Origin of the sequence: Membranihabitans maritimus, assembly GCF_021729145.1 — a bacterium.
GTDB classification, from domain to species: domain Bacteria; phylum Bacteroidota; class Bacteroidia; order Chitinophagales; family Saprospiraceae; genus Membranihabitans; species Membranihabitans maritimus.
Window position 1 is genome coordinate 214,571 of sequence record NZ_JAJSLW010000001.1, and the last position, 26,905, is coordinate 241,475.

The 26,905-nt window shown below is 38.6% G+C and carries 18 protein-coding genes; 16 read left to right on the plus strand and 2 right to left on the minus strand.

The genetic code is table 11. The features are described from left to right. Positions 1-312 precede the first annotated feature (312 nt). From LVD47_RS00780 to LVD47_RS00845, 14 genes are all read left to right on the plus strand, one after another. Positions 313-1,308, plus strand: a complete 996-nt coding sequence (locus LVD47_RS00780; protein WP_236973605.1) for a FecR family protein — start codon at positions 313-315, stop codon at positions 1,306-1,308. 59 nt (positions 1,309-1,367) lie between these two features. Further along, positions 1,368-4,769, plus strand: coding sequence for a SusC/RagA family TonB-linked outer membrane protein (locus tag LVD47_RS00785; RefSeq protein WP_236973606.1), 3,402 nt, complete (start codon positions 1,368-1,370; stop codon positions 4,767-4,769). Positions 4,770-4,780: 11 nt separating this feature from the next. Further along, positions 4,781-6,529, plus strand: coding sequence for a RagB/SusD family nutrient uptake outer membrane protein (locus LVD47_RS00790; RefSeq protein ID WP_236973607.1), 1,749 nt, complete (start codon positions 4,781-4,783; stop codon positions 6,527-6,529). A gap of 227 nt (positions 6,530-6,756) precedes the next feature. Further along, positions 6,757-7,863, plus strand: a complete 1,107-nt coding sequence (locus LVD47_RS00795; RefSeq protein WP_236973608.1) for a PHP domain-containing protein — start codon at positions 6,757-6,759, stop codon at positions 7,861-7,863. Between the two features lie 12 nt (positions 7,864-7,875). Further along, on the plus strand, positions 7,876-9,744 hold the full coding sequence (locus LVD47_RS00800; RefSeq protein ID WP_236973609.1) for a hypothetical protein: 1,869 nt from the start codon (positions 7,876-7,878) through the stop codon (positions 9,742-9,744). Between the two features lie 340 nt (positions 9,745-10,084). Continuing rightward, a complete protein-coding gene (locus tag LVD47_RS00805; RefSeq protein ID WP_236973610.1) occupies positions 10,085-11,293 on the plus strand; it encodes a hypothetical protein in 1,209 nt (402 codons plus the stop codon). Further along, positions 11,286-13,139 carry a hypothetical protein gene (locus LVD47_RS00810; protein WP_236973611.1) on the plus strand — a complete coding sequence of 618 codons (1,854 nt, stop codon included), beginning with the start codon at positions 11,286-11,288 and terminating at the stop codon, positions 13,137-13,139. Before LVD47_RS00805 ends, LVD47_RS00810 begins: the two co-directional genes overlap by 8 nt. A gap of 19 nt (positions 13,140-13,158) precedes the next feature. Beyond that, on the plus strand, positions 13,159-14,955 hold the full coding sequence (locus LVD47_RS00815) for a hypothetical protein (RefSeq protein ID WP_236973612.1): 1,797 nt from the start codon (positions 13,159-13,161) through the stop codon (positions 14,953-14,955). Further along, positions 14,952-16,022: a phytase gene (locus tag LVD47_RS00820; protein ID WP_236973613.1), complete on the plus strand. Its 1,071-nt coding sequence runs from the start codon at positions 14,952-14,954 to the stop codon at positions 16,020-16,022. Before LVD47_RS00815 ends, LVD47_RS00820 begins: the two co-directional genes overlap by 4 nt. A 65-nt stretch (positions 16,023-16,087) precedes the next feature. Then, the gene (locus LVD47_RS00825; protein WP_236973614.1) at positions 16,088-17,584 is read left to right on the plus strand and encodes a metallophosphoesterase family protein; all 1,497 of its coding nucleotides are present in this window, start codon (positions 16,088-16,090) and stop codon (positions 17,582-17,584) included. Positions 17,585-17,655: 71 nt separating this feature from the next. Then, positions 17,656-18,978 (plus strand): purple acid phosphatase family protein, encoded by a 1,323-nt coding sequence (locus LVD47_RS00830; protein WP_236973615.1) that lies wholly within the window; start codon positions 17,656-17,658, stop codon positions 18,976-18,978. 474 nt (positions 18,979-19,452) lie between these two features. Continuing rightward, complete coding sequence (locus LVD47_RS00835; protein WP_236973616.1) at positions 19,453-20,226, plus strand: endonuclease/exonuclease/phosphatase family protein; 774 nt, start codon at positions 19,453-19,455, stop codon at positions 20,224-20,226. A gap of 458 nt (positions 20,227-20,684) precedes the next feature. Continuing rightward, the gene (locus LVD47_RS00840) at positions 20,685-21,251 is read left to right on the plus strand and encodes a hypothetical protein (RefSeq protein ID WP_236973617.1); all 567 of its coding nucleotides are present in this window, start codon (positions 20,685-20,687) and stop codon (positions 21,249-21,251) included. A 17-nt stretch (positions 21,252-21,268) separates the two neighbouring features. Beyond that, positions 21,269-21,790, plus strand: coding sequence for a hypothetical protein (locus LVD47_RS00845; protein WP_236973618.1), 522 nt, complete (start codon positions 21,269-21,271; stop codon positions 21,788-21,790). Between the two features lie 177 nt (positions 21,791-21,967). On the opposite strand, the gene LVD47_RS00850 is transcribed toward LVD47_RS00845, so the two are convergent. Next, a complete protein-coding gene (locus LVD47_RS00850; protein WP_236973619.1) occupies positions 21,968-22,192 on the minus strand; it encodes a hypothetical protein in 225 nt (74 codons plus the stop codon). A 458-nt stretch (positions 22,193-22,650) separates the two neighbouring features. Then, positions 22,651-23,841, minus strand: coding sequence for a hypothetical protein (locus tag LVD47_RS00855; protein WP_236973620.1), 1,191 nt, complete (start codon positions 23,839-23,841; stop codon positions 22,651-22,653). Positions 23,842-24,824: 983 nt separating this feature from the next. On the opposite strand from LVD47_RS00855, the gene LVD47_RS00860 reads away from it, so the two are divergent. Together LVD47_RS00860 and LVD47_RS00865 are read left to right on the plus strand one after the other, a co-directional pair. Continuing rightward, positions 24,825-25,802, plus strand: a complete 978-nt coding sequence (locus LVD47_RS00860; RefSeq protein WP_236973621.1) for a c-type cytochrome — start codon at positions 24,825-24,827, stop codon at positions 25,800-25,802. Positions 25,803-25,975: 173 nt separating this feature from the next. Further along, positions 25,976-26,905, plus strand: a complete 930-nt coding sequence (locus tag LVD47_RS00865; protein WP_236973622.1) for a DUF6340 family protein — start codon at positions 25,976-25,978, stop codon at positions 26,903-26,905.

A 26,905-nucleotide genomic window follows, 5' to 3' on the forward strand; every position in this document is an offset into this window, starting at 1 on the left:
CATATAGCACCAATGTACTTAATATTTCAAATTTATTTGGAGAAACCATTTTTAAGTTATTGTTATCAAATTTATCATAATTCACATTTGAGGGCAGGAGTTAGCGCAAATTAAATAAAAGATTTAACTAGTCAAAGTTAAATTTTATTATTCTTGATTAAGATAGACTGTATTATTATTTGGAAATAGACAAACAGAATAAAATTTTAGATTCAACAAATGCATCCATGCGAATTTCTTTTATAAAAATCTTTTGATACAACTAGTACAAAACCTTCCTTATAGACTTATACTATTAAACTGGGAATTTTAATGCAAGAAAAAAGAAAGGATGAAAAAGGTCATAAAGAAAGAATGAAATCTCTTTATGAAAAACTGGTAAGCAGAAGTATTTCAAAGGAAGAGTTGGCAGAGTTATATGCTATATTGGGAACTCAGGGAAATAATAGGGATCTGGATAAAAATATGCTAGCAACCTGGGAAGGAGTTGTACCAAATCCCAAGGTATCTTATTTAAATTCCCAAATTGAGAGTATTAAAAACGAAGTAAGAAAAAGATCTAATAGCAGAAAGGTGTTTCGTATAGCAAGTGGTGTTGCAGCGAGTATAGTTCTAATAGTCGCGTCAATTGTACTGATTAACTTAAAAAAACAAGAGGTATATTATAGTACTGACTATGGTGAAAGAAAAACAATACAATTACCGGACAGGTCTGTAGTTCAACTAAATGCTAATTCAACAATTAAGTGGGATAACAATTGGGAAGATACTGGAATTCGCGAAGCTTTTCTTTCTGGTGAGGCATTCTTTGAAGTAAGACACCTGAATAAGGATCAAAAATTTGTGGTCCATACGGACGATTTGAACATTGAAGTTTTAGGTACATCATTTAATGTTTCCAAAAGAGATACCGAAACGGAAGTATATCTTGAAGAAGGGAAGGTAGAAATAGGGTACTTTGATAAGATAAATCAAGCAAAGAAAATAGTTATGACTCCCGGGCAGAGAGTGTTATTTTCAAAGAAATTAAGTCAATACATTCAAGTAACCAGTGAGAAAAACAACAGAGTAGCCTCCTGGAAAGATGATGTTCTATACTTTGAAGATCAATCAGTAAAAGAGATTCTTGAAGAGGTAAGCCAGATATATGGTATTGAGTATGTTATTCCGGATACCATTTTAGCACAAAAGAAAATGAACTTTGCTGTTCCGTATACGGAGTGGGAGCCGACAAAAGAAGCATTTGAATTAACGATGGGATTGAATATTGTGGAAAAGAAGGGAAAATTTATTATTCAAAAAAGATAGGATATGTACGGCAATACATATCCCTATCTATAAATATTTATAACATAAATTCTAAAAGTATGAAATTAAAAAATTTTACTCAAATGAAATGGAGTTTATTCCTCCTATTTTGTGTGAGTGTGTTTACGCCACCCGGCACAATGGCTAAACCGAGTGATACCCAGGAAATGAAATTTCTCGATGCTGTAAGGGAAATCAGTCAAAATTTTGACGTGTATTTTTCGTTTGACCGGGAGATGGTAAAGGACATAACCGTTCATTATGAATCCAGCTCCATATCAAGTTTAGACGAAGCCATACAAACAATAATAGCAGGAACAGATCTCCAATACAAATTAATTGATTCCCGATTTGTAATCATCTACAAAAAGGATTTGGAAGGCATTCGTTCAATGAAAAAGATGATGGAGCATATGGAAGAAATAGTTGCTCAGGACGAAAATTATATCATCCGTCCGACTAAGCGGCTACCGTTACGAAAATTTTACGACAACCCTTATCGACAATTAAAAGGAATGGTATTAAATATTACAGGGAACATCAAGGACGATCAAGGCAATCCTCTGATAGGGGTAAACGTTCGGGTGAAAGGAACAAATAAAGGGACAGCTAGTGATTTTGACGGACGTTTTGAGTTAAATGATGTCAATGAAAATGATGTCCTGGTCTTAAGTTATATCGGATATCAAACGGTTGAAATTCCGATCGACGGACGAACCAGTATCGAAGTAACCTTGATCTCGGATTCAGAGTTATTAGATGAAGTGGTAGTAGTAGGGTATGGAACACAGAAGAAAAGTGATTTGACAGGATCTGTAGTACGAGCCAATATAAACGCATTTAGAGAACAACCCAATGTTTCTATAATGCAATCCCTCCAGGGGGCTGTTCCGGGGTTAAACGTGGGACAGGTTAACAGCGCAGGACAGGAACCGAGTTTTTCTATTAGGGGCAGAACAACCATTTCCGGTGAAACGTCTCCTCTAATTGTGGTTGATGGGATCATTTTTCGTGGGAATATAATCGATTTAAACCCTAATGATATTGAGACCATTGATATTCTAAAAGATGCAAGTTCTGCTGCCGTATATGGATCTCAAGCTGCAAATGGGGTTATTTTGATTACAACATCAAAATCGGATGGTAAAAAAGGTAAGCCGGTCATTAACTTATCCAGTCAATTTTCTTTTCAGCGTCCTCATAAAACGTTTGAATATCCCGATGTGGATTATTGGATTGAAAAGACTGAAAGATCGGATTTTTTACAAAGTCGGACACCTGAATCCGGATATCTTACCTCCAATCCTAATTATTCATTTACATCAAGATTTGAGACGGCTGATGAAGTTCGGGCTCATGCAAATGGGATTACAACAAATTGGTATGACTTGGTGACAAGAAACAATATCAATACTCAAACCCACAACATTTCGATTAACAATAATACTGATTTTAGCAATTACTACATTTCTTTGGGATATAGCAAACAGGTGGGGTATATGGTCAATGAGGATTACAACCGGATAAATGCTCGGATAAACGCAGAAAATAAAATCACTGATTGGTTAAATATTGATATCCAATCTTATTTGACACAAAGTGATTATTCCGGTGCGGAAATTAGTCCCAGATTTCGGTACGAGCACAATCCTTTTATGACTCCATACAATGAGACTGGTGAATTTGTTTCCTTCCCGGGCGGACAATTTATTAATCCTCTGTTAAGTGCAGGAGCTGATGATTTGAATAAAAGGCTAAATATTTCAGGAAATATTTCGGCCATTATCAAAATTCCTTTTATCAATGGGTTGTCCTACCGTTTGAATTACAACAACAATTACATCACTGGGAGTCAGTACCGCTTTGAAGAATACGGATCCAATTTTAGAGGCAGCGGATATAAGACAGAGAATAGAAATTACAACTGGACCGCAGATAACATAATTGCTTACAATAATACTTTTGGGGGCAGGCATAGTGTAAACGCTACTTTTGTATATGGATTTGAAAAATTGAATTTTACAGGTACTACAGCATCTGCTTCGGATTTTATAAATAGCGTGTTGAGTTATAATCGTTTACAAGCAGGAAACGCTGAATTATACGGAGTCAGTACAAGTGCATGGGAAGAATCCAGTCTGTATCAAATGGGGCGACTTTTTTATGGATATGACAATAAATATTTATTGACCGGAACCATTAGAAGAGACGGATTCTCCGGATTTAGTGAAGAAAACAAGTTCGGAATTTTTCCATCCGTAGCTATTGCATGGGTGGCTTCGCAGGAATCTTTTATTTATGAAAACGTGGAATGGCTGGAACTTTTAAAGTTTCGGATCTCGTATGGAACTAATGGAAACAGAACTATTGCAAGATATCAAACCTTGGCAACCGTCGATGGGGGCTTTAATTATGTTACAGCAGATGAAAATCCGATTTACACCCAATATGCCAATAGTTTGGCAAGTCCAAATTTAAAATGGGAAACCACAACCGGTATCAATTTAGGGTTGGATTTTGAATTTCAAAAAGGACGATTGTTTGGTTCCATTGATTATTACAACAATAATACATACGACCTTTTGTACAATGTAGACATACCGGCGATTAGCAGATATTCCATCTTTCCGGATAATCTTGGCAAAATACACAATCACGGCTTGGAAGTACAACTATCTACGATGAATGTGCAAAAAAATGATTTTACATGGTTAAGTACTTTTGCTTTTTCCCGAAACAGAAACGAGTTGAAGGAACTTCTCGGCTTTGATAATGATGGTGATGGTAGAGAGGACGATTTAGTATCCGAAGGATTGTTTATAGAACAGCCGCTTTCATCCATTTATACTTATGAAATAACCGGAGATTTTTGGCAGGTAGGAGATGACTTACCTCCTGGTTTTGCTTTGGGAAGTTATAAGATCCAGGATCTTAATAGCGATGGTGAATTTACACCCGCCGATGACCGAAGAATCATTGGTTATAGTGATCCCTCCTATCGTTTTAGTATTAATAACGAAGTTAATTATAAAAACTGGACATTAAGGGTGTTCATCAATGCAATACAGGGTGGTAAAGATTATTATCTTGGGTTAGATGATTTAAGCAATTGGTCATTATCAGAGAGTGTATTTCGTAGAAATTTACCTAAAGAAATCGATTTTTGGTCTCCCGATAACCCCAATGCACGGTATCAGTCAATACCTATAACAGGGCATTTTGGCGATCGCTACACACAGAGAAATTTTGTACGACTTCAAGACGTTTCCCTATCCTATAATTTCCCCCAAGATATATTGCATAATTCTTTTGCACAAAGTATAGTCCTTTACGCAAGTGGAAAAAATTTAGCTACCTGGACCAAATGGCCGGGCTGGGATCCGGAAACCGGAGAAGGAATGACAAGGGATGGACGACCGGTACTATCTAGTTTTACTCTGGGCATTAACGTCAAATTTTAAAATCTAATACAATGAAAATAATTACTAAAAATAAAATTCAATTAAAAACACTATTTGTGTGCTTTTTATATCTCATTACCACCAATTCTTGTGATCAGGATGATTTTTTAAAAGAAGTGCCGCTCGATTTTTATTCGCCTGAAAATGCTTTTATCACAAATGAGGATTTCCAATCTGCAGTAATGCACTTGTACGGCCAGTACAGAGCCGATTTTTGGGATGATTCTGGTTCTGGGGGAGTTTACAGTGTTTGGCAATTTACTGATTTGGTACATGGTACAAGCTCAGCAGGATTAATGAATCACGCAGGAAATCTTACGTCACAATCAAGTACCGTATATGAATATTTTTGGAAACGAGCTTACCGCATCATATATGACGCCAATACTATTATCGAGAGATCTGAAGCACAAGAAAGTGAATTGACAGATGAACAAAAGAAACTAATCCAGGCTGAAGCTATGTTTTTTCGAGGATACATGTATAAACTATTGGCCAATATGTATGGAGGTGTACCTATAACCCTTGAAGAAACTAAAGAACCTAAAAGGGATTACGTCCGTGCTTCACGTGAAGAAACATATTTACAAGCCGCAACAGATTTAAAATTTGCGGCAGATAATTTGCCTGATATTAATGAAGTGGATAACACAAGAATTAATAATCTTGCTGCATTTCACTACCTTTCAGAAGTTTATATTTCCCTGGAACAGTGGCCAAATGCTATAGATGCAGCTAGTATGGTGATTGATCACCCCAGTACGGCTTTAATGACCGAAAGGTTTGGCACTGATGTTGACCCGGAAAGGAACAGATTCCCTGCTCCGTTTAACGATACAATTTACGGAGGGGACGTATTCTGGGATCTTTTCCGGCCTGGTAACCAGAACCGATCTGCAGGCAATACAGAAGCCATATGGGTAATGCAGTATGCTGTAGATATACCAGGAGGAAGTGGAAGTAGGGGTGGTTTCCCGCTGGAACGTCAAGCATGCCCACGCGTTTACCAAACATCCATAATTAATGACAATGGCACCCTTCACCCAGTTGCTCCTCACCCCAATACATATCTAACTGGAAGAGGCATAGGGGGTATGCGTCCTACTAATTTTTTCCTTCGTGAACTATGGGAACGAAGCGGTTTTGACCAAGATATTAGAAATTCAAAATACAATATTGTAAGGGATATGCCCGTAATGAATCCTGAATCCGACCATTATGGTAAATGGGTATTCCGCGATAATGTGCCGATTGTATTGGAATCTGAAGCAGATACAACCCGAAGTTGGTATCCTTACCTTGCTAAAACCACAACTGTAGGCAAGCATCCGGAATTTTTGTATTTACCTGACCAAACTGTCCCCGGCTCATTAACCAGTAGGGCGAGAGATACTTACCGTGAAAATTATATCATACGGCTGGCAGAAACATACCTGCTGAGAGCAGAAGCATATCTAGGGCAAAATGATTTGATAAATGCAGCGGCAGATATTAATGTAGTGCGTCATCGGGCCCACGCTCCAGATGTAAATCCTTCCGATGTGAATATTGACTATATTCTTGATGAGCGACTACGTGAATTGGCTTTTGAAGAATACAGGTCTGTAACATTACGAAGGCTGGGACTCTTAGTCGAAAGATGTAAAAAATATAATCCATTAATTCAATATCAAGATTATCACAATTTATATCCGATACCTTTTAGTGAAATTGAAAAAAATACCGGTTCTGTTTTAGAACAAAATCCCGGGTATTTTTAAAAAAATTGCTGTAAGTTTATGGGAAAGGTCTTCGCATTTATTGAACATTGCATTTATCTTTTCTTTTACTTGCACTTAGTAAAAGTTTATGCAATAGCTTTTTACTTGTAAACGAATTCGATTCCCATTAAGTATTAAAGAGCTTAAGCTATTTTTATGTCTCAATTTAATCGTGTTGGAAATACAAAGTGAATATTATCTTTAAATATAAGCACCGAAGTATTATAATGAAATTCAATAATTTAACATTATTCCTGTCCAGGGTTTTCTACATTATACTTCTGGGAAGTCAATATATATTTGTTTTCATATTGTCCGGTTGCTCCTCCGGGTGGAATATTCATAATCCGTATGAACAAGTAGATTGGGAAGATCACCGGCAATACAAAGCCAATTTCCATACCCATACTACCCGTAGCGACGGAAAGTTTAGTCCACAAGCTGTAGTGGACAAATATCATAAATTGGGCTATAAAATTTTAACAATAACCGATCATAATGAAGTAACATTCCCCTGGACAGATTTTGCTGCGATGGAACCCAGTGATCGTGCCAAAGAACGTTTGGAAAACGGGGTGCTCGAACAGAAATCACTGACTTATGAAAACCGGGATCCCGAAGCATTGGGGATGGTTGCAATTCAGGGCAATGAAGTTTCAACTCCCCATCATGTAAACAGTTTTTTTACAGATTATGAAAAAAGAACCGATCAGGAGCAAATAGCTTTAGAATCTATTGAATCACGTGGTGGAGTTGTCGTCATCAATCATCCCGGGCGCTATACAGGCGAGAATCCTAAAAAATACAACACAAATTGGTACGCAGATATTTTAACCCGTTTCGATAACATTGCGGGCATTGAAATTTATAATCAGGTTGATCGCTATCCGACTGATCGTCAGTTGTGGGATTCTGTTCTTGTTGAACTGATGCCGGGGCGGCCGGTATGGGGATTTTCAAATGATGACTTTCATGGCGATTTGAACAAATTGGGCGTAGGTTGGAATGTATTTATTTTACCGGAATTAACTGAAGAGTCGGTGCGAACCGGGATGGAAGAAGGTCGGTTCTTTTACGTCCATGCGGCTGAAGGCCATAATGGGGCAAAACCACCACAAATTGAATCAGTGAACGTAAACCGGAAAAAAGGAATCATTGAAATTAAGTCTATCGGACAGGATTCTATCCGCTGGATTTCGGGTGATCAAGTTATTCAACGAGGGAATTCAATCCAGCTGACAAAAAACACAGAAATATTCGATTATGTAAGAGCCGAAATCTTTGGTCCCGGCACAATTACAGGTACCCAGCCTTTCGGTATACATAATCCTTAAAATAAAACTGAAATGAGTAAAATAGAAAATAATATTAACCGGCGAATTTTTTTGTCCAATATGTCCTATGGAGCTGGATCTGTTGCACTTACCGGTTTGTTTGGGCCGCTTATTAGAACTACGTTTACCACGACGTTGACCGGTAGCACCAAAAAACTTATGGCTACGACTGACTATACGGATAATGTTTTTATCAATCATCGGGGAAGTAGATATGGTAATCCGGTAAAAAGAACACCTGAATATTACGAAGAGCACGGTAGTTTTATGGATAAAGTACAATTGGACGGATTGCATAAATTCCTCTCATCCATTGGAGTCACACGCCATCAGTGGATTGTCGATACTTACTGGACATTGTACGAGGATTACCCCCATGAATTTGATTTACTTGCGGAAGCAGTTAAATCCGCACATGCACACGGCATTGAACTCTATGCCGTAATTAAACCTTTTGAAGGAGGTGGGTTTGGTGAAATTTTACCACATTCCATGCCTTTTCCTGAAGGAACACAAGCACTGAAAGATATACGAGGCATTTTTCCCCGTACCCAATCATTTGTTGCTGCCAATCCCGATTTGTGTTTGAAGCGCCGGCCCGGAACCTACGAATGCAACGAAGAAGTTGCCACAATCCGTTTGGTTAAAAGCAACGACCATCCAACCCGGATTAAAGCAGAAAATTTGACGATAATGACAAGCGCTGCGAATAATAGGTTTGTTAAATACGATGGCACCGTTTCCTTCCGCGAGACGGTGGAATGGCGATTTGGGTTCCCAAAATGGAGGCAATCCCGGATTCTTCATCTTGAAGGACTACAAATACCTGAAGGACACAAGTACGTCGTCATAAGATGTTCCTACGCTGATAATAAAGGAGATTTCAGTAATGAAAACGGGAATATACTTGAACTTGTGGGAAAGAGTGGAAAGATTTTGCCTTATACATTGAGTACCGGCCCTGTCGGATTTGAAAAACACCAGGATTTTTACCGGTCAAAGGTACTAAAAAAGTTAATTCCTTATTTGCAACTACCCGAAGTGCAGGCAGAAATTCGGGATGAGCAAAAAATGCAAGAGCATTACCGTGATTTTTACAGTTTTGGAAGATATAATCTGACCGATTGGACGACACTCGACAAAGACGGTTTTATAGCGGCAGTATGCGGAAAGCCGGAATATATGCAAGGGGTTTTACACCCCATTTATCCCGAAGTGAGAGAACACTGGATGAATATTACCCGGTTTTGTCTTGACAGGAATGTGGATGGAGTCAACTTCAGGCCATCCAGCCATACCGAATCGCCTGAACACTGGGAATACGGTTTTAATAAAGCGGCTATTGATGCTACTGGTGGTAAGGTAGATTTTTCTTCCATTAGTCGAGCCAACGGCAATGCGTATTTACAATTTCTTCGAGAAGCGAAGGAGCTTATTAAAGGCAGAGGAAAATCAATGGCGCACCACCTTCTTGCTGAGATGCTGGTGCCCGATGATCGCCCCGGAAGGTTGGGCCCTTTTTCCTATAATTTTGAATGGCAATGGGAAACCTGGATAAAAGAAATAGTGGATGAACTGGAATTCCGGGGTGGTTTCCAGCTCCGTCCCTGGAATCTGAAAAAAGCGCTTGATATTTTCAGCGCCAAAACACAGGAGGCCGGCAAGCCTTTGTACCTCCAGGGAGATTTTCACGGAATAACATTCAAAGGGCCGTACCAAAGCACCGATGAAGAGTTGAAACTAGTTAAAAATTATCCGGGATTGGACGGATATGTTTTATACGAAACAGCTAATTTCACACGGGTAAACGATAACGGGAAAGTGGAAGGTAGTCCAGAAATGATAGACGTGTTGGATAAATTTTTCATCGGAAAAAAATAAATGAATTAATTCTGAATAGAGATAAACAATTATTTTATAATGAAGAAATTAGATTACATAAACTGGCTTTCATCTAACTTTCAAGCTTTTTATATCACATGTTCAACGACACTATCGAGACCAACATACCCTTTAGCTTGATTTTATGTTAGTCGGAATGAGAGTAAATTACTGGTCCTATGTGGAATTGATGTCACCAAATGTAGAGGATTTAGCTTGGGCAGCTACGGGTACAAAAAATCGACCCTACATGTCGTAAAAGAGCTTTTAGAAAAGAACAAATCAATAAGTCAATCTTCTGGATTCACTTTTAATAAACTTGGGAAATATGATAACTAACATGAAAAATAAATTGATTCCAGTCCTGTTTTTTACTATTGGGTGGTCTTTCCCAACAAATGAAGTCGGTATAAATTTGACTTCAAAACCCGTCTTTCAACTGGATTATCCGTTTCCGACCGCGGATAAACCACAATCAAAACTTTGGTATTCGGAAAATTGCTGGTGGGCATTGCTTCCCCGATCAACCGGTCCGTCTCTCTGGCAACGTACTGAAGAAGGTTGGAATGAATATCCGGAAGTAGCCGATAAGCTGAAGGGGATTTCAGGCCGGGCAGACGTCTGGGCTGAAGAACATCAGGTAACGGTTGTATGTGTAGCCGATTCTTCATTAACCGTTTGCCGCCTGATGAAAAATTCTGGTCCTATGGTAAAATGGGAGTCCAAAGTTCTGGCCCAATTAAATCCGCCCACCCCGAGCTCAATTGAAACTGCCACGATTGCAAAAGATGGTAAAGGGAATTGGTGGGTTGCCGCTACTACAGGTTTGAAGGTCTGTGCCTGGTTTTCTGAAGACGGGAATAATTGGGAGGCGCCTCTGGTTCTCGGTCAGGGAATCGATGAAGACGACATTTGTTCGGTTACCACTGTAAAAGATGGTATAGGCGTGATATGGTCCGACCAAGTACGCGATGCTTTATTGATGCGCAAGCATAAAAATGGAAGCCCCCGGGAGGTTTGGGAAAAGGAAGAAATAATTGATATTGGAAATAATACGGCAGACGACCATATCAATACATCTCTTTCCCCCGACCAGACTCTATGGATTGCAACAAAAAACAGTGTGGATACGCCTGGAAAACCGCAATTCGTTTTGAGGGTTCGGTCCGCAAACGAAAAATGGACAAACAAAGGGTATTGTGCGTTGGAAAGCCGGATGAACCGCCCAAGCCGCCCTATTGTCATTGCAAGCGAAGATAATTCAACCGTCTTGACCGGTTATGGAAATAACGACAGATCCGTCCCCTATCCTTATAACGCAACAATTGTTTTTTCTTCTATTGATTTGTCATTTAATGTAACTGATCCGCAGGTAGTTATCTTTCCTGACCCGGAATTGAAAAGTTTCGTACAGAATGTAACAGGACCGAAATTCCCTTTCCCTGTAAATGGACCGTGGATTGTACTTGCGTCGGATTCCAAAGGACGAGTTTATGAAGCCGATTTAAGAGATTTTTCAAAAATTCAGAATAAAAAAGCTAATGACTAAAAAAATAAACAGGAGAACTTTCTTGACACATGCTGGTTATGGGCTGAGAGCTATTCCATTAACGGGCCTTAGCTGGTCACTAGTCCGTAATTCCGTTGCAGCTCTACAATGGTCTCAATCCAAAAAGTTGATAGCAACTACCGATTATACCGTAAGCGTAGGCAGAAATCACCGGGGAAGCCGTTACAGTGCTCCGATTCCGCGTTCAGATGAATATTATGCTGACTACAAGCATTTTATGAACAAAACTCAGCTGGATGAACTTCACAGGGTTTTGGCTTCTTTGGGAGTAACCCGGCATCAGTGGATCGTAGATACCTATTGGGACTTATATGAAAATTATCCCCATGGATTTAATCTCCTGGAAGAAGTGGTAAAATCAGCACATACTCACGGAATAGAAGTTTATGCCGTAATCAAACCTTTTGAAGGCGGTGGATTCGGTACTATTTTGCCGCATTCCATGCCCATACCCGAAGAAACAGCTGTGAAAGACTTAAGGGGAATTTTTCCCCTTATACGCCCATTTGTAGCACAAAACCCGCATCTGTGCTTAAAGTGTAAACCCGGCAAATACGAATATAAAACCCGGTTAAAAAAGATAAGACTAATCAAAAGCGACGATAAACCCACGAGGATTAAAGAGCAACACCTTACTCTTTTTACCAGTGCGACAAACAATAAATTTGAAGTTTACAAGGGGCCCGTAAACTTTCGCGAGTCAGTGGAATGGTGTTTTCGGTTTCCGCTTTGGAAAAAATGCAGGGTTATACATCTCGATGGGCTGGATATACCGGCAACGCATAAGTATGTTTTGATTAAATGTTCCCTGGCTGATGACACTGCTGATTTTGGGAACGAAAAGGGAAATATCTTGGAGCTCGAAGGAGTCAACGGGAAAATTGTTCCACACTACTTGGGAGAAGGACCGGTTCATTTAAAAAACCATCTTGGTTTTTACCAGTCCAAAGTTTCGTCAGAAATATATCGTTATTTAAAAAATCCGGAAGTACTTTCTGAGATTGATAACGCTACGAAAATGGAGAAGCACTATCAAAATTTTTATTCGTTTGATACGTACAAAGTTACCGATCCAAAAATACTGGACAAAGACGGATATATAGTAGCTGCTTGCGGCAAGCCTGAATATCTGTTAGGAAACCTTCATCCCATTTATCCCGAAGTACGAAATTGTTGGCTTGAAATGACTCGTTTTTGCCTTGACCAGGGAGTTGACGGAATTAATTACAGAATAGCCAATCATTCTAAATTACCGGACTACTGGGATTATGGATTTAATGAACCGGTACTGGAAGCAACCGGCGGTAGGACAGATTACCCGACAATCAGCCGTATTAACGGAGATGCTTATACGCAATTCCTTCGTGAAGCACGTGAACTTATTAAAAGCCGGGGTAAAAAACTGACACATCACCTGCATGGAAGCATGCTTATTCCTGATGACCGGGGCCGGCTTCCGAGCCTTCCTCCCAATTTCGAATGGCAGTGGGAAACCTGGGTAAAAGAGATTGCAGATGAACTGGAATTCCGCGGAGGTTTTATGCTACACCCCTGGAACCTTACAAAGGCCCTCGACATTTTTACCGCAGTTACACAGGAGGCGAAGAAGCCATTTTATTACCAGGGTGATTTTCACGGTATGACTTTTGATGGTCCATTTAAAATCACAAAGGAAGAGATTGACCTAGTAAATAACCATCCGGGACTTGACGGGATGGTCCTGTATGAAACGGCAAATTTCACGAAAATAAGTAACAATGAAAAAGTTGTTGGAAGCCCGGAACATGGAGAAATAATAGAAAAATATTTTTTCAGAAAACGATAAAAAGGTCATGGCCGAAAAAATGGATCGCAGGAAGTTTGTGGGAACGACATTGTCCGGTCTATGTACAATACCACTGGGAGGAGAAGTGACTTCTTTAGTTTCTTTTCCCACGGGGACTTCCCCAAAACATGAGAAAATACTTCTTGCCACAACCGATTATTATGATAACATTTTACACAGGAAATTTCTTTTTGAAAGAAAACATCTCGATGTGCTGCATAAGTATCTTGCTTCTTTAGGAGTAACCAGGCATCAATGGATTGTGGACACCATCTGGAATTTTTATGATCCCGGTTCAAATGGTTTTGATCTATTGGCAGAAGCGGCAGAGTCTGCCCAACAGTATGGTATTGAATTTTATGCAGAGATTAAACCATTTGAGGGGGGAGGTTTTGGGAATACCTTACCTTTGTCGTTGCCTGTACCAATAGGAAAAGCTATAAAAGATCTGCGTGGGATTTATCCGGTTGTACGTCCGTTTGTGGCTAAAAATCCACATTTGTGTCTAAAACGAAGACCGGGCACATGGGAGTTTAACGGAACTGTTTCCGTCATCAGACTTGTTAAAGGAGACGATAAGCCGACACAAATAAAACCGCAGCACCTGGAAATTTGGACAAGTTCTTCCAATAACAGCTTCGAACAATACGAGGGCCCTGTATCATTTCGGGAATCGGTAGAATGGCGTGCCACATTTCCTAAAAGTAAAACATGCCGTATTATCAATCTGGAAGGACTTGATATTCCATCAGGCCACAAATATATTCTGATCCGGTGCAAATTCAGAGAAGGAAACGGTCATTTTTCAAATGAGCGTGGTAACATAATCGAGTTGTCAGATCAGAACAACAGGAAGATCCCATTCATTCTGAGTACGGGACGGGTGGATTATAACACTCAGCACTCGCACTACAATAATTACATACACAATAAGATTGTCCGTTATTACCAGGATGCAGAAGTGCAGGAAGAGTTTACCAACCGGGGGAAAGCGGAAAAACATTACCGGAATTTTTACAGTTTTGACGAAAGACGCAGACTAACAGAGCCTTACTCATTTGATGGGGAAGGTTATATTGTTGTCGCATGTGGAAAGCCGGAATACATGTTGGGAAATCTTCATCCGATCTATCCTGAAGTGCGCGAACACTGGCTCGGTATGATCCGATTTTGTTTAGAGAGAGGAGTGGATGGGATCAATATCCGGCATTCAAACCACACCCGGTCTCCGGAAGACTGGGAATATGGTTTCAATGAACCGGTAATTAAAACTGCCGGTAGACGGACAGATTATCCTACCATCCGGCGGATAAACGGAAATGCTTATACCCAATTTTTACGTAAAGCCCGTGATCTGGTAAAAAACTATCATAAATCAATAATCATCCATCTCTATTCCCAAATGCTGATGCCGGATGACAGGGTTGGACGTACCAATTATCTTCCTCCAAATTTTGAGTGGCAGTGGGAAACCTGGGTGAAAGAAATTGCCGATGAGCTTGAATTCAGGGGGGCGTGGACTTTCCGTCCTGAAAATTTACGGCAGGTTTTGGAAACCTATAGTGAGGTAACCAAAAAAGCAAACAAACCTTTTTATTTCCAGGTGAATATGAAAGAACTAAGTTCTGCATTAGAAGAGTCTTCTCACTATCAGTTTACCCGGGAAGAACTCGAAATGGTTCAAAATAATTCTGAATATAAAGGATTCGTCCTTTATGAAACAGGCAATTTCACCCGGATAAATGAAAATGGCGATCTGGAAGGAAATGCCGATTTAGAAAAATTACTAAAAAGCTATAAATGGAAAAACCGATGAGGAAATTTCAACTGATAACATGTTTTTTGCTTTTTGGATATTATTTTGGTGTTGCGCAACAAAATAGTATACCTGAAGGTGTTCCGTATTCATCCATCGAACCTCAGATCATTACCGATACAACAGAATGGGACACTGACGACCCCGCTATATGGATCAATAAGAAAAATCCTGAAAAAAGCCTGGTCATAGGAACAGATAAAAATGAAAATGGAGCGTTATACGCATTTAATTTAAAAGGAGAAATAGTAAGGACATATTCGGGGCTTAGGAGGCCTAATAACGTAGATATTACTTATGGATTCCCCTATCAAGATGGTGTAATTGACATCGCTGTAGTAACCGAACGACTGGAACATCGTATTCGAGTGTTTCGATTACCGGAATTAGAACCTATCGACCAGGGAAATCTAGTAGTTTTTAACGGGGATGCAGAAAGGGCCCCTATGGGAGTAGCTCTTTATAAACGCCCGGCGGATAGTACTTTTTTTGTTTTGGTTGGTGGGAAAACCGGGCCGCCTGACAAATACATAGGTCAGTACCAGTTGGAAGAAAGTAATCCGGGTAAATTGTCTATAACTTTAGTACGTCAATTTGGTAAATTCAGCGGTAAGAAAGAAATTGAAGCCATTGCGGTTGATAATGAATTAGGTTATGTGTATTACTCTGATGAAACCGTAGGTATCCGAAAATACTTTGCAGACCCTGACGGCAAAGATGCTGATAATGAATTGGCGCTATTTGCTACAAAAGGTTTCAGAAAAGATCATGAAGGGATCTCTATCTATAAGAGAAGTGATGGTACCGGATATATAATTGTATCTGACCAACAAGCAAACAGATTTTGGTTATTCCCACGTGAAGGAACTCAAAAAAGTCCGCATGATCATCCACCGGTTAAAATTATTGGGGCCAAAACGATAGAAAGTGACGGCAACGATGTAACCAGCTTCTCTTTACCACCCTATTTCGAAGCAGGACTATTTGTTGCTATGTCAAATGGAAAGACTTTTCACTTTTACAATTGGAAAGATATGGCCGAAAAGACTTTAAAGTTCAAAAAATGAGAAAAGCAAATATATTTTTTAATCACATTAAGGTCAAATCCTTAAAACTAACTCAAATAATACAAATGAAATATTTAAATTCCAAAATCACATTCACCATTACTATAACATTCCTTCTTCTTTCTCTATTTCCTTCCTTTGGAAAGATTGTTTATCCCTGGCGTGCTGTTCCGGCCTTCGCGGAACAGAATAAAGGGTTTGTAATCCTGTTTAATAATACAACTTATTCCGATATAGATTCTGTGATTTTGTCCGGCCCATTCAACCGTGTTTTACTGAAAATAGATTCCATTTCGACAGGAAGATTTACATATGATCTTTTCACAAAAGAAGATGTCAACAACAAAATTTGGGTCCGTGTTCCGGAATCAACCCCTGAAGAATTATACGATTTAAAGGTTTTCAGTCATGGAGAAGTTTCTATATCGCGAAAGTCGGTAAAGGTTCTCAAAGAATTTAAATCACCCCATTTTTTTATACATATTTCTGACACTCATGTATCCCGACAATGGGAAGGAACCGGAGAAGCCGGATATGCTAAAGAATTGGAATTACTCGATAAATTTATTGAAGTGGCTAATATCATTAACCCTGATTTTACAATTGTTACCGGAGATATTATACATCATTATAGTCGCCTGGATGCTGACTCATTAGGTTGGGGAGGAAACAAGTTATACGAAGCAGATCAAAGACCTTTGGTAGAGGAAAAATACAGAAATTATTTTGAGGGATCTAAAGGATTTTCAGGAGTACAGGCATTGAATGGACCGGTCTTCAGCTTGCCGGGAAACCACGATTCGTATGGAGTTTCAAGGAAGGATCACTTAGCAATGGCGAGACAGTGGAATGCTTTGTGTGGGAAACGAGTCTATGGCTTTTCTTATGGTCAAACAAGAGTCCTCGCAGCAGATGACTATCTGGGAGATCCCGTAGTAGACATTCCGGATGCTTCCCCCATGTCCGGGCTGCAGGGAAAAATTCTCGATTCATTTCTTATAGAAAATGGTCCGGGAACTGTAAGAATCATGGCGCAACACAGACCGGACCGTATCGATACTTCTTTTTTGGATAAACGCAAAATCAACATATTATTAAACGGACACAGACACAACCCTCATCACGAATACGTAGGCTCCACACCTACCTTAAGCATTAGGCCGGGTACCGTTTGCAGAAGTGGAGAAATTGAACGTTGGAAAGAAAATTTGGGCTTTTTTCGCATCTTTTACATTAACGGCGACCAATTTGAATTTACATCCCCTTTAAGATTTTGCGAAGATCCAACCGCTCCACACGAAGAACTAAAACTTAATCTTACACTTGACTTCAAACAAGATAACAACGGAACTAATAGTAGAAATGAAGCCACCATAGAGAACCATTTTTCTGTAGATTTGCCACGTTGTAAAGTCCGCTTTGTGATGGGAAAGGCAAACTATCATATAGACGGTGGAGTAATTCAACAAATAATTCACACCGATGATAAAACAATCGTTGATGTGTTAACGGATGTGCAATCAAAATCCATAAAGAGAATAAATATTTATCCCGAACAATAAAAATCAATAGATGCCAGGTCAACATTGATATACTTATACTGGATGCCATTAAATTTTTCAAGTAATTGATCATGAAAAAGTTTCTATTCTTAGTTATTATACTCTCGAATTTTAATTCCTATATTATAGGAAACAATACGAAAGGTTTATTAAAGCAACCCCTGGGTATATTCCTTACCTGGCAACAGGATCCCACCACGACCATGACGATTGACTGGCATGTGGAGTCCGAAGAAACGCGGGAGTCCGTTTTTAGATATCGAATATCCGGGGAAAATAGTGCATGGACCCTGGATACAGCTAGTCAATATCCATTTCCCTTTTCAGAAAGGACTATTCAAAGGATAGAGGTTACAGGACTGAATGCAGGAACTGAATATGAATTTAAGTTAGGCGATTACCAGCGTATTTACAAATTCAGAACTATGCCTGAAAATAATTTCAGACCAATTCGATTCGTCGACGGTGGCGATGTGTCCACAGGCGAAAGATTTCGAACAATGAATAAAATCGCGATGAAATACGATCCCGATTTTATTATTTGGGGAGGGGACCTGGCCTATGCCAATGCCAAAAAGGATAACTTGAAAGCCTGGTATAAATGGTTTGACGGGATTAAGGAAGATCTGATAACGGAAGATGGACGGGTAGTGCCTATCGTTCTTACCATTGGGAATCACGATGTCACCAATCACCATTATCCATATGCCGAAAGTACAATGAAAGAAAAAGGTATGTGGTATGATTTTATAAAACAGGTAAAGAGCAACCAATTTCCCGAGTCAACAACAGAATGGCGTAATGAAAATGCACCTTTTTATTATGGTTTATTCGCTTTTCCGGGGCACCCGGGTTATGGAGTATTGGATTTTGGAAGCTACCTGAGTTTAATATGCCTGGATAGTTCTCACAGCAACCTGGTAAGTGGTAAACAGACGGATTGGCTGGAAAATGTATTGCAACAAAGGGCTGGAAAAATGGCACATATAATTCCCTTTTATCACAAACAGGCCTATCCTTCGAAACGAGTTCATCCCGGAGGAGTAAGAAGTCAATTTTGGTCCGTTCAAATATTTAAAAACTGGGTCCCGTTATTTGAAAAATACGGGGTAAAAGTGGCTCTTGAGCACGACGATCACACTTTCAAAAGAACCTATCCCCTATTGAAAGATAGAATAGCCCCCTCTGGTATTGTCTATATTGGAGATGGGGCATGGGGTGTCGATCCCGAAACTCCAAAGACTCCAGACGAAGTTTGGTATTTGGAAAAGACAGCGAGCATGAATCACGTAGTAGTAGTGACTCTACAGGGACCTTTCCAGCATTTTTTGATGATCAATAATGAAGGGAAAGCGATTGATGAGTATCCGGAGACACCGAAAGTTTCACAGTAAAAATTAGTACTGCCGGAATTCGATGCAATTTTTAGATTTCATACCAGTTGAAAACAGTAAGGTTCAACCGCAGAAAATGATTATATAGCAGACTTATAAAGTTCTTTAGTAAAAAAATCACCGAATTCAATAGGCAAGGATTTTCTGATAAAGACACATACTCAAGGGGGAAGGTGAATGCACTGCGTTGCCTTCCCTTTTTTTATCCCAATACAAATACGGTCAAGATTCCGCCATAGACCCCATACGTTCAGTCAGTGGGAAATACCTATATCCATAAATGTCAGGATGCAAACCCGGAACATTCACAGAACTCCTCATCCGATACCATAATCATTTGTTAAGTTCAGATTATTATTTCTATTTTATAATAAACAACTGTTGAAATATAAGATGTCAAAAGCTTAATATTTTAATTCACAAAAGAAATCAGTTAATTTGCATGAATTAGTTGAGATAAAATTACAATGAATTATGAAATTCATGTTGACATTATTCTTTATAGTGGGTTCTTTTTTTCTGCAAGCACAAGAAACTACAGACACCCTAAAAATCTTATGTTACAACATCCGATTTGGCGAAAAGGCTTCCCTGGAAGAATTAGCAAAATATATAAAAAGTGAAGATCCCGATTTAGTTGCACTTCAAGAAGTAGACTGCCGCACACATCGAGATCGTGCTCCTGCCCAGAATGGTAAAGATTTTATGTCGGAATTGGGCTATTTGACGGGTTTGATGCCTTCTTATGGAAAAACAATCCCTTATAAGGGAGGATATTATGGAATTGGTATTTTGTCACGGTTCCCTTCAGCCTCTATTCAAAGAATTTATCTTCCAATGACCAATGGCGGAAAAGAACAACGCGCTCTACTTATGGCAGATGTAGAGATAAAAGAAGGAAAATACATCACCTTCGCCTCCACCCATCTGGATTATATTAATTCAGATGTTCGTTGGGCTCAAGTCAGCAAATTGAATAAGGTATTAAAAGAAGCATCTTATCCCGTAATAGTAGCAGGTGATTTTAATGCCCGACCGGAATATACTGAAATATCTGAGGGTATGGGAGAGTGGAAATCGCTATCCAACACAGACCCCACAGCGTCAGCAGAATCGCCCAAATACAAGATTGATTATATTTTTGGGTATCCTGTAAATGCCTGGAAATTAATTGAAACGAAGACTCCTAAAATTCAATTATCTGACCATTTGCCAATAGTTACTTCCGTCTCATTGAGGATTAATTAAGCGTGCGAAGCAGTGCTTTCACCATCAACATATAATGCAAAATACCATCCAAACTAATGGCTGCATTATATTGATCCAAATTAGTTTATAAGTATTCTCATATAAATTCTACACCCTCGCATCTGCTAACCGTCGCCAGTAGCCGGACAATGGTTTTGGTCACCGGAGACCAAAGCCTTGTAACGCCTATTCTGAAGCTTTGGCCTATATAAACATAGGTCATATACGGAGGGAGACGTTATGAAATTCTATTTAAACTTATTCCTCTTACCCTTTTCCTATTGACATTCCCAAAGCAGGAATTTTTACACATCGTATTGAAAATCACCTTTTTAGGTGAGAATTTAATCTAATTTTTGTCACAACTTACCATCGTAGAAAACACTCCAAGGGATTCAATACCAAATAGATTACAAAATATTAAACGGTATAATTTATTAACCTTCAAATTTCTTACTATGAAAAGTTTAAACAAAATTATTTTGGGATTATCAGTTTTGCTTTTTTACAGTATACATGTATTCTGTCAGGAAGGCTACCAATCTACTATTATTCGAAATATAGAGATGTTGGATGTAGGGCCTGTCCAATTTTTTGATGAGGCAGATGCCATGTTTGATAAGGTAATGAAACCCGTTGTATTGAACAAGGGACAACTCAAAACCAGAAAAGACTTTGTATTCACGAAAGTAAAAGGCCTGGAAAAAACAAATCGAAATTGGCTAAAAAAGAACGGTTATACCGCTACGGATGACTTGTGGATCGTCGTACCGGAAATTATTTCTTCAAAAGGAACCATTGATATAAAATCCCTGATTGATGGAGTTGGTGGATTTCAGTTGAAATTGGATACGCCAAGTGCTAAACTGAGTTGTGGAATAGCATGTGAAGGCCACGAATGTGTGGAAAAAAAATGTGGCAACCTACCCAAAAGAAGATGTATTTCATGCTCCGGATGTTGTGAAAGCCATAATGGTATTGGGGGCTCTTCTTATTTAATTCCTTCTTACGAAACAATTAATTGACTACTAAACTTTTAATTATGAAAAATGTATTATTCTATTTCTTAATGCTTTTATGTACCACCCTATTTTCTCAAAGGAACACCTCAAATATTTCGTATTCAAGTTTTCTTAAAATCCCTGGAAAAGTATTAGAAAATATAGGTTCTAATGATATTCCAACTTATGTCACGAAGACCTCAAAGGGATTAAAATTGGGTAAGAAATATAGATTTGTTATTTTAGGGAACCATAGCCTGGTGGTTACTGCAGAATATGCTACAGCAGAATATGAAAATGACTACCAAACATTCTTTGCTATCGTATCAAAATCCAGAAAAGCGGACGGCTCCATGTTCGTGACCTATTGCAGCTGTGGAAGCAATACTTCCGTAAGCGAAGGAGATGGCTGTTTCTATGGAAAGGATGGGGAAGGCACACCTACCTGTACAGGTGGATGTTATGGTCCTGAGAATACAGGCAAGAACTGTTCTTTCACGCAGGTTCATTATCCTCCTGTTGGTTCAGGGGCTTCGCCTCGGGCAAGAGAAGTCTCATTTTAGGTTTTGAATTATACATTCAGTGTTTTACCATAAGAAAGACATCTTCTCAATAACGATTTATGGCAACACTTATACCAAATTTAATAAACCGCAAACAATATTACTAAGCCCCAAGCAAAACGAACAATTACATTGGGGCTTATTTTCCAGGCTTCCTTTCAATATTTCAACCCCCTTCTACTTCTCAATGCTGCAAATGTCTACCCGGCCAATTTTTTGTAAGATTAAATTGAGCCTTCCGAGGGACTTAAAATACAAAAAACGGTCATTGTCTTCATACTTATCAACACAAAGAATTATTGTTTGCTTAGGTTTCCCGCTATTTGTGCTTTTTAATCTTCCGCCACCGAGGTCAAATCCGGAAACTCCATTTACGTTTCCCATTTGAATGCCTTCTTGCACAATAAATTCATTTTGAGACTGGCTTTCTTGTGTGTAAGAATAACTAAACCCTATGAAAACCAAAATCAGCGATAAAGTTATTTCGATTCACATAATTCTAAACTCGGTTCGATGGATTTTTAGAATTCAGAGCACTTGAACATAGGCAGGTTCGACTATAAGAGGCGAATACATAGTGGACCATTTAGAGCTCCTTGTGAGAAGTGGATCACTGTTTTCAAGTGGGAATTCCATATTCCCTATTCTCAAACCTGGATCGAAAACGCGAATCTATTGCATTCCCTCCCTTCTTTTTATTCCGATTAAGCTTCAGGTAATTATCTTGTATACTCCCTTTCCGCTCCCTCTGAACCTACAACGACTCCTCAAGCTCAGATTAATTCTAATAATCCATCTAAAAGTAGAAGTAACAGTTGAATGCGAAAACACCTATGAAGATGGATTTGATCATTACTATATTACCGCATAAGGCAGGTAACATTGGCTACCGGTAGTAACTTTTTAAATTTTAAATTTTGATCCAGCCGGGTACGTAAAGAAAAGTTCAGGAGTATGCCGTTACTCAAACGAAAATCACCACCATACGTAAGGTTCCACTGAGAAACGCCCACCAGAGCTTCGTCAAATTTTGTCCAGCCATTTCCGAGATCCCTCGCATATTTATCAGCAAATAATTCATCCTCTGAAAACCCATTCTCACTTAAATTCTGAATAGATTCATATACTAATTCTCCATAAAAACTAAATCGATATCCACCAAAACGATAACTCAACCCAAGCATGAAATCCCGATTCTCTCCTATGGTTTTCAATTTTGCTATTCCGGTAAGCAATCCATTGTTTCCGATCCCTTTTGAACCGTTTATCCACATTCCAATACCAGCCTTTTCGATATTAAATGAGTCCAGATCATTGTTATATGTGCTGACCCTTCCAAAAGCAATGTCCACTGCATCACTATTCCAATTGGCCTCCATATATTCTCTTTGGATATCAATCAGACGCAACTTTTGATCTCTTCTCGCTACATTTAATAATTCACGAGCTTTAAAAATCTCTTCCCGAATTAATAAACGAATTGCACGTGATGAGGCCGTATCAAGCTCTGATTTTAGATTTTCAATATTTTCCTTGATAGGCCTTTCTATTTCAGCTAATTCATTGGCCATGTTTTTTATAAGTAAAGGGTCTGCAAGGGGGTCTTTTTCCCGGTACACATTTAATTTTACGGAATATGCGAAGTGATTGAGTCCATCCATTTTTGCGGTACCGAATGACAGGCTTAATGAAGATAGTGTTTTCATAAATGGTGTTGCTTTTCGATAAGCATCCAAGCCCTTTCGGTCATAATACAAGACCCAAAGTGGTTGTGCCTCCAGGGCAAGGTCAGGTGCCAGATTATAATTCTTTATTCTCCAGTCCACCTTAAAATCTTGTACCACACCGGGGCGGGTTACCATTTCAGGTGTTACACCTAGCAGGGAAAAAGCAGGTGTGGATGGAATATGAAATTCGGATTCTCTGATCATCTCTTCTGATGCGGATTCGACAACTTCATAGTAGTCATCGAACCCATCATCTTGTGCAAATAAAGGTTGTAGGATCACCGTAAAAAATATTACAGCAGCTATTGTAAACCAGTTTTTCATGACAATTCTGTTTTAATTTCAGACACATAAAATTAATTTTTAAGCTACCTCGAATTGCCACCTTAAGGGGTGATTTAGTTTTTACTTATTACATTGTAAAAAGTGCTTTGTACAAGCTACAGTGTTATTCCTTTTGAAATAAGACGATGCCATACCAAAGATTCTCTATGATTGTCGAGTGAACTTGGAAGAACCATTGTTATGCAATATCGAAAGTCCAGAAGCGCAATTTGCAAAAGTTTTATTCGCTGAATTACTCCCCACCACTTATTACCGTTCAATTATCACAGAAAACTTGATGGAATTGTTGACTATTTGACGTGCGTATTTATAACCCTGCTTGCTTGTTTTTTTTACAATTATTAACCCTCCAGATAACAAATCCCTGGGGTTCCCTGTTCAGCTACTGTAGGGTTATTATTACCTCTTTCTTACACTCAATAAAAAAAATATTGTGTTATTACTTCCAATTCTATTATTCTTCAAAACGCTTAAAATTTGAACAGTATCAATGTCGTAATAAACAGGTTCATGTAATAGATCTTTAGGTCTGCATTGCATCCTAAGCCACCATCTATATTTGCCGTCCAAATAAAATATTCGATGTAAATTTCATTGAAATTATTCTGTTTTAATCCACAAAGCTGAACAATTCAATTCTCAGTGGACTATATATGAGGTAGATTTTAAAATCACAGAAGGTAAATCTATCCAACTATACAGTTGTCATTTAAATCATTGAAATAGGTATATCCATGTGTATTTATTCTACTGTTATGTAAGATCTATGGATAATATTCAAATAAAACTAATTAAATCAGGAAATAGACTTCCTGCAAAAGAAATAATTTTTAAAATAATACATGTCTTTATAATATTAAATGATATTTAAATTCATTTTTCGTCTATATGTAAAATATAATTTTGCCTTTTAGCATTTTATTGCTAATTTGTACCAATTTTAATCCTTAAAATTAACCCTAATGAATCGCATTATTAAATATTTACTTATTGGATTAAGTGTAATTGCTCTTCTAATTGGAATTGGATTACTCTTCCTGGTTTTAAAAAAACCAAATGTGGGTCCTGCACAGGATATGACCATAGAAATCACTCCCGAAAGAGTAGAAAGGGGAGAATATCTGGCAAATCACATAATGTTGTGCATGGATTGTCATGCACAAAGAGATTTTTCGCTTTTTGCGGGGCCACCCAAACCGGGAACACTGGGCGTAGGTGGAGAGATTTTTGACCATTCAATGGGATTTCCAGGTACTTTTATTTCCCGGAATATTACACCAGCTGGCTTAAAAGACTGGACCGATGGAGAATTATTCCGCCTTATTACTACTGGAGTTAAAAAGGATGGAAGCGCCATATTTCCCGTAATGCCTTACCCAAGTTATGGAACTATTGACCCGGAAGATATTAAGTCTGTAATTGCATATATTCGGAGTCTGGATCCCATAGAGGCAGAGCACCCTGTTTCACAAGCAGATTTTCCTATGAATTTGATTATTAAAACAATGCCTAAAGAGGCTGAGTTTAGTACAATGCCTTCTCCTTCGGATAAAATATCTTATGGAAAATATTTGGTAAAGGCCGCTTCTTGTGGAGATTGCCATACAGACTTTGAAAAAGGAAAATATGTAGGTGAATTTTTGGGTGGAGGAAGAGAATTTAAATTTCCGGACGGTAGTATTTTACGATCATCAAACCTTACTCCTGATGAAACGGGTTTAGGAGCCTGGAGTAAAGCACAATTTATTAATACATTCAAAAAATATGTAGACTCCACCTATCTGCCTCAAAAAATAGAACCGGGGAGCTTCCAAACTATAATGCCCTGGATTATGTATGGTGGTATGAAAGAAGAAGATTTGGGGGCAATATATGAATACCTCGCGTCCCTGGATCCAGTTGAAAATGTAGTAATTAAATATGAACCGGCAGGAAATTAAATTTGAACCTAATTTAAAATTTAACTTTTAAAGCAATTTGTATTAATTTAACTCCCGAATAACCAAATAAAAATTTAATGAGATTTAACATTCTCCTTCTTTTTCTATTTTTTTGTGCAAGTATATTTATTTTTTCGTGTTCCTCTACAAGGACATATAAAAGGGTAAATAACGTGATATACCCAGAATATCGTTTACCAGACGACACTAAACAATTGGTTTTACTCAATTCTATCCAGGAAAAAACCCCCAGAAATTCTTATACCAGGGAACGCTTTGCCTCCACAGGAGATACAGAAGAAAGGACGGATTATGAATTTGGGGCTAAAGGGAAATCAGGATATATGATAGATCGTTTGGAATCTGCTATGAAGCGTGGTAATTTTTATCTAATAAAAGAAGCTTCATCATCAACAAATGAAACCGTAAAATGGGATAAAAACAATGTTGAAAATTATGCAGGGGATGGAGATGTTTTGGTAGTATTAGAGAATTTCACCTCTGACTACGATTTTAATTCAAAAAAGATTAGGAAACATCAGCTGGATCAATCTGGTAATGATTATTATGTTAATGCACAAGAGGCAAGCAGGCTTTACAAAGTTAATAGTCAATGGGGTGTATATGATGGTTCTACAGGAGAACAATTATTTGACCTTCATGATTCGGGCGAAAAGTTTATTAAAACACAAGGTCTTCAAAAGGATCAAACAATTGAAAAACTGGACAGCATTTCCCGGGGATTGGAGCGTTTTTTAATAGACTCTATCGCTCAATCATTTTCAAGAATGATAATGCCAGAGAAAATCTTTGATACCTGGAGTTATTACCGTAAAGGTTCAGATGCGTTGGAAGAAGGCAACAAGTATATGGAACTAGACAAACTGGAAGATGCAGAGTCAATATACCGACGTGGTATCAGGGGAGCCGATGAAGAAGAAAAAGCAAAATTATATTACAACATTGCAATTATAAAAGATATCATGGGTGATCTGGAAGCGGCCTTTAACTATGCCGAAAAGGCAGTGCTAACAGATGATAAGTCTCTTCATAAATCATTTTATGAAAAGGTGAAATTAAAAAAAGAGATCAGTGGGCGCTAG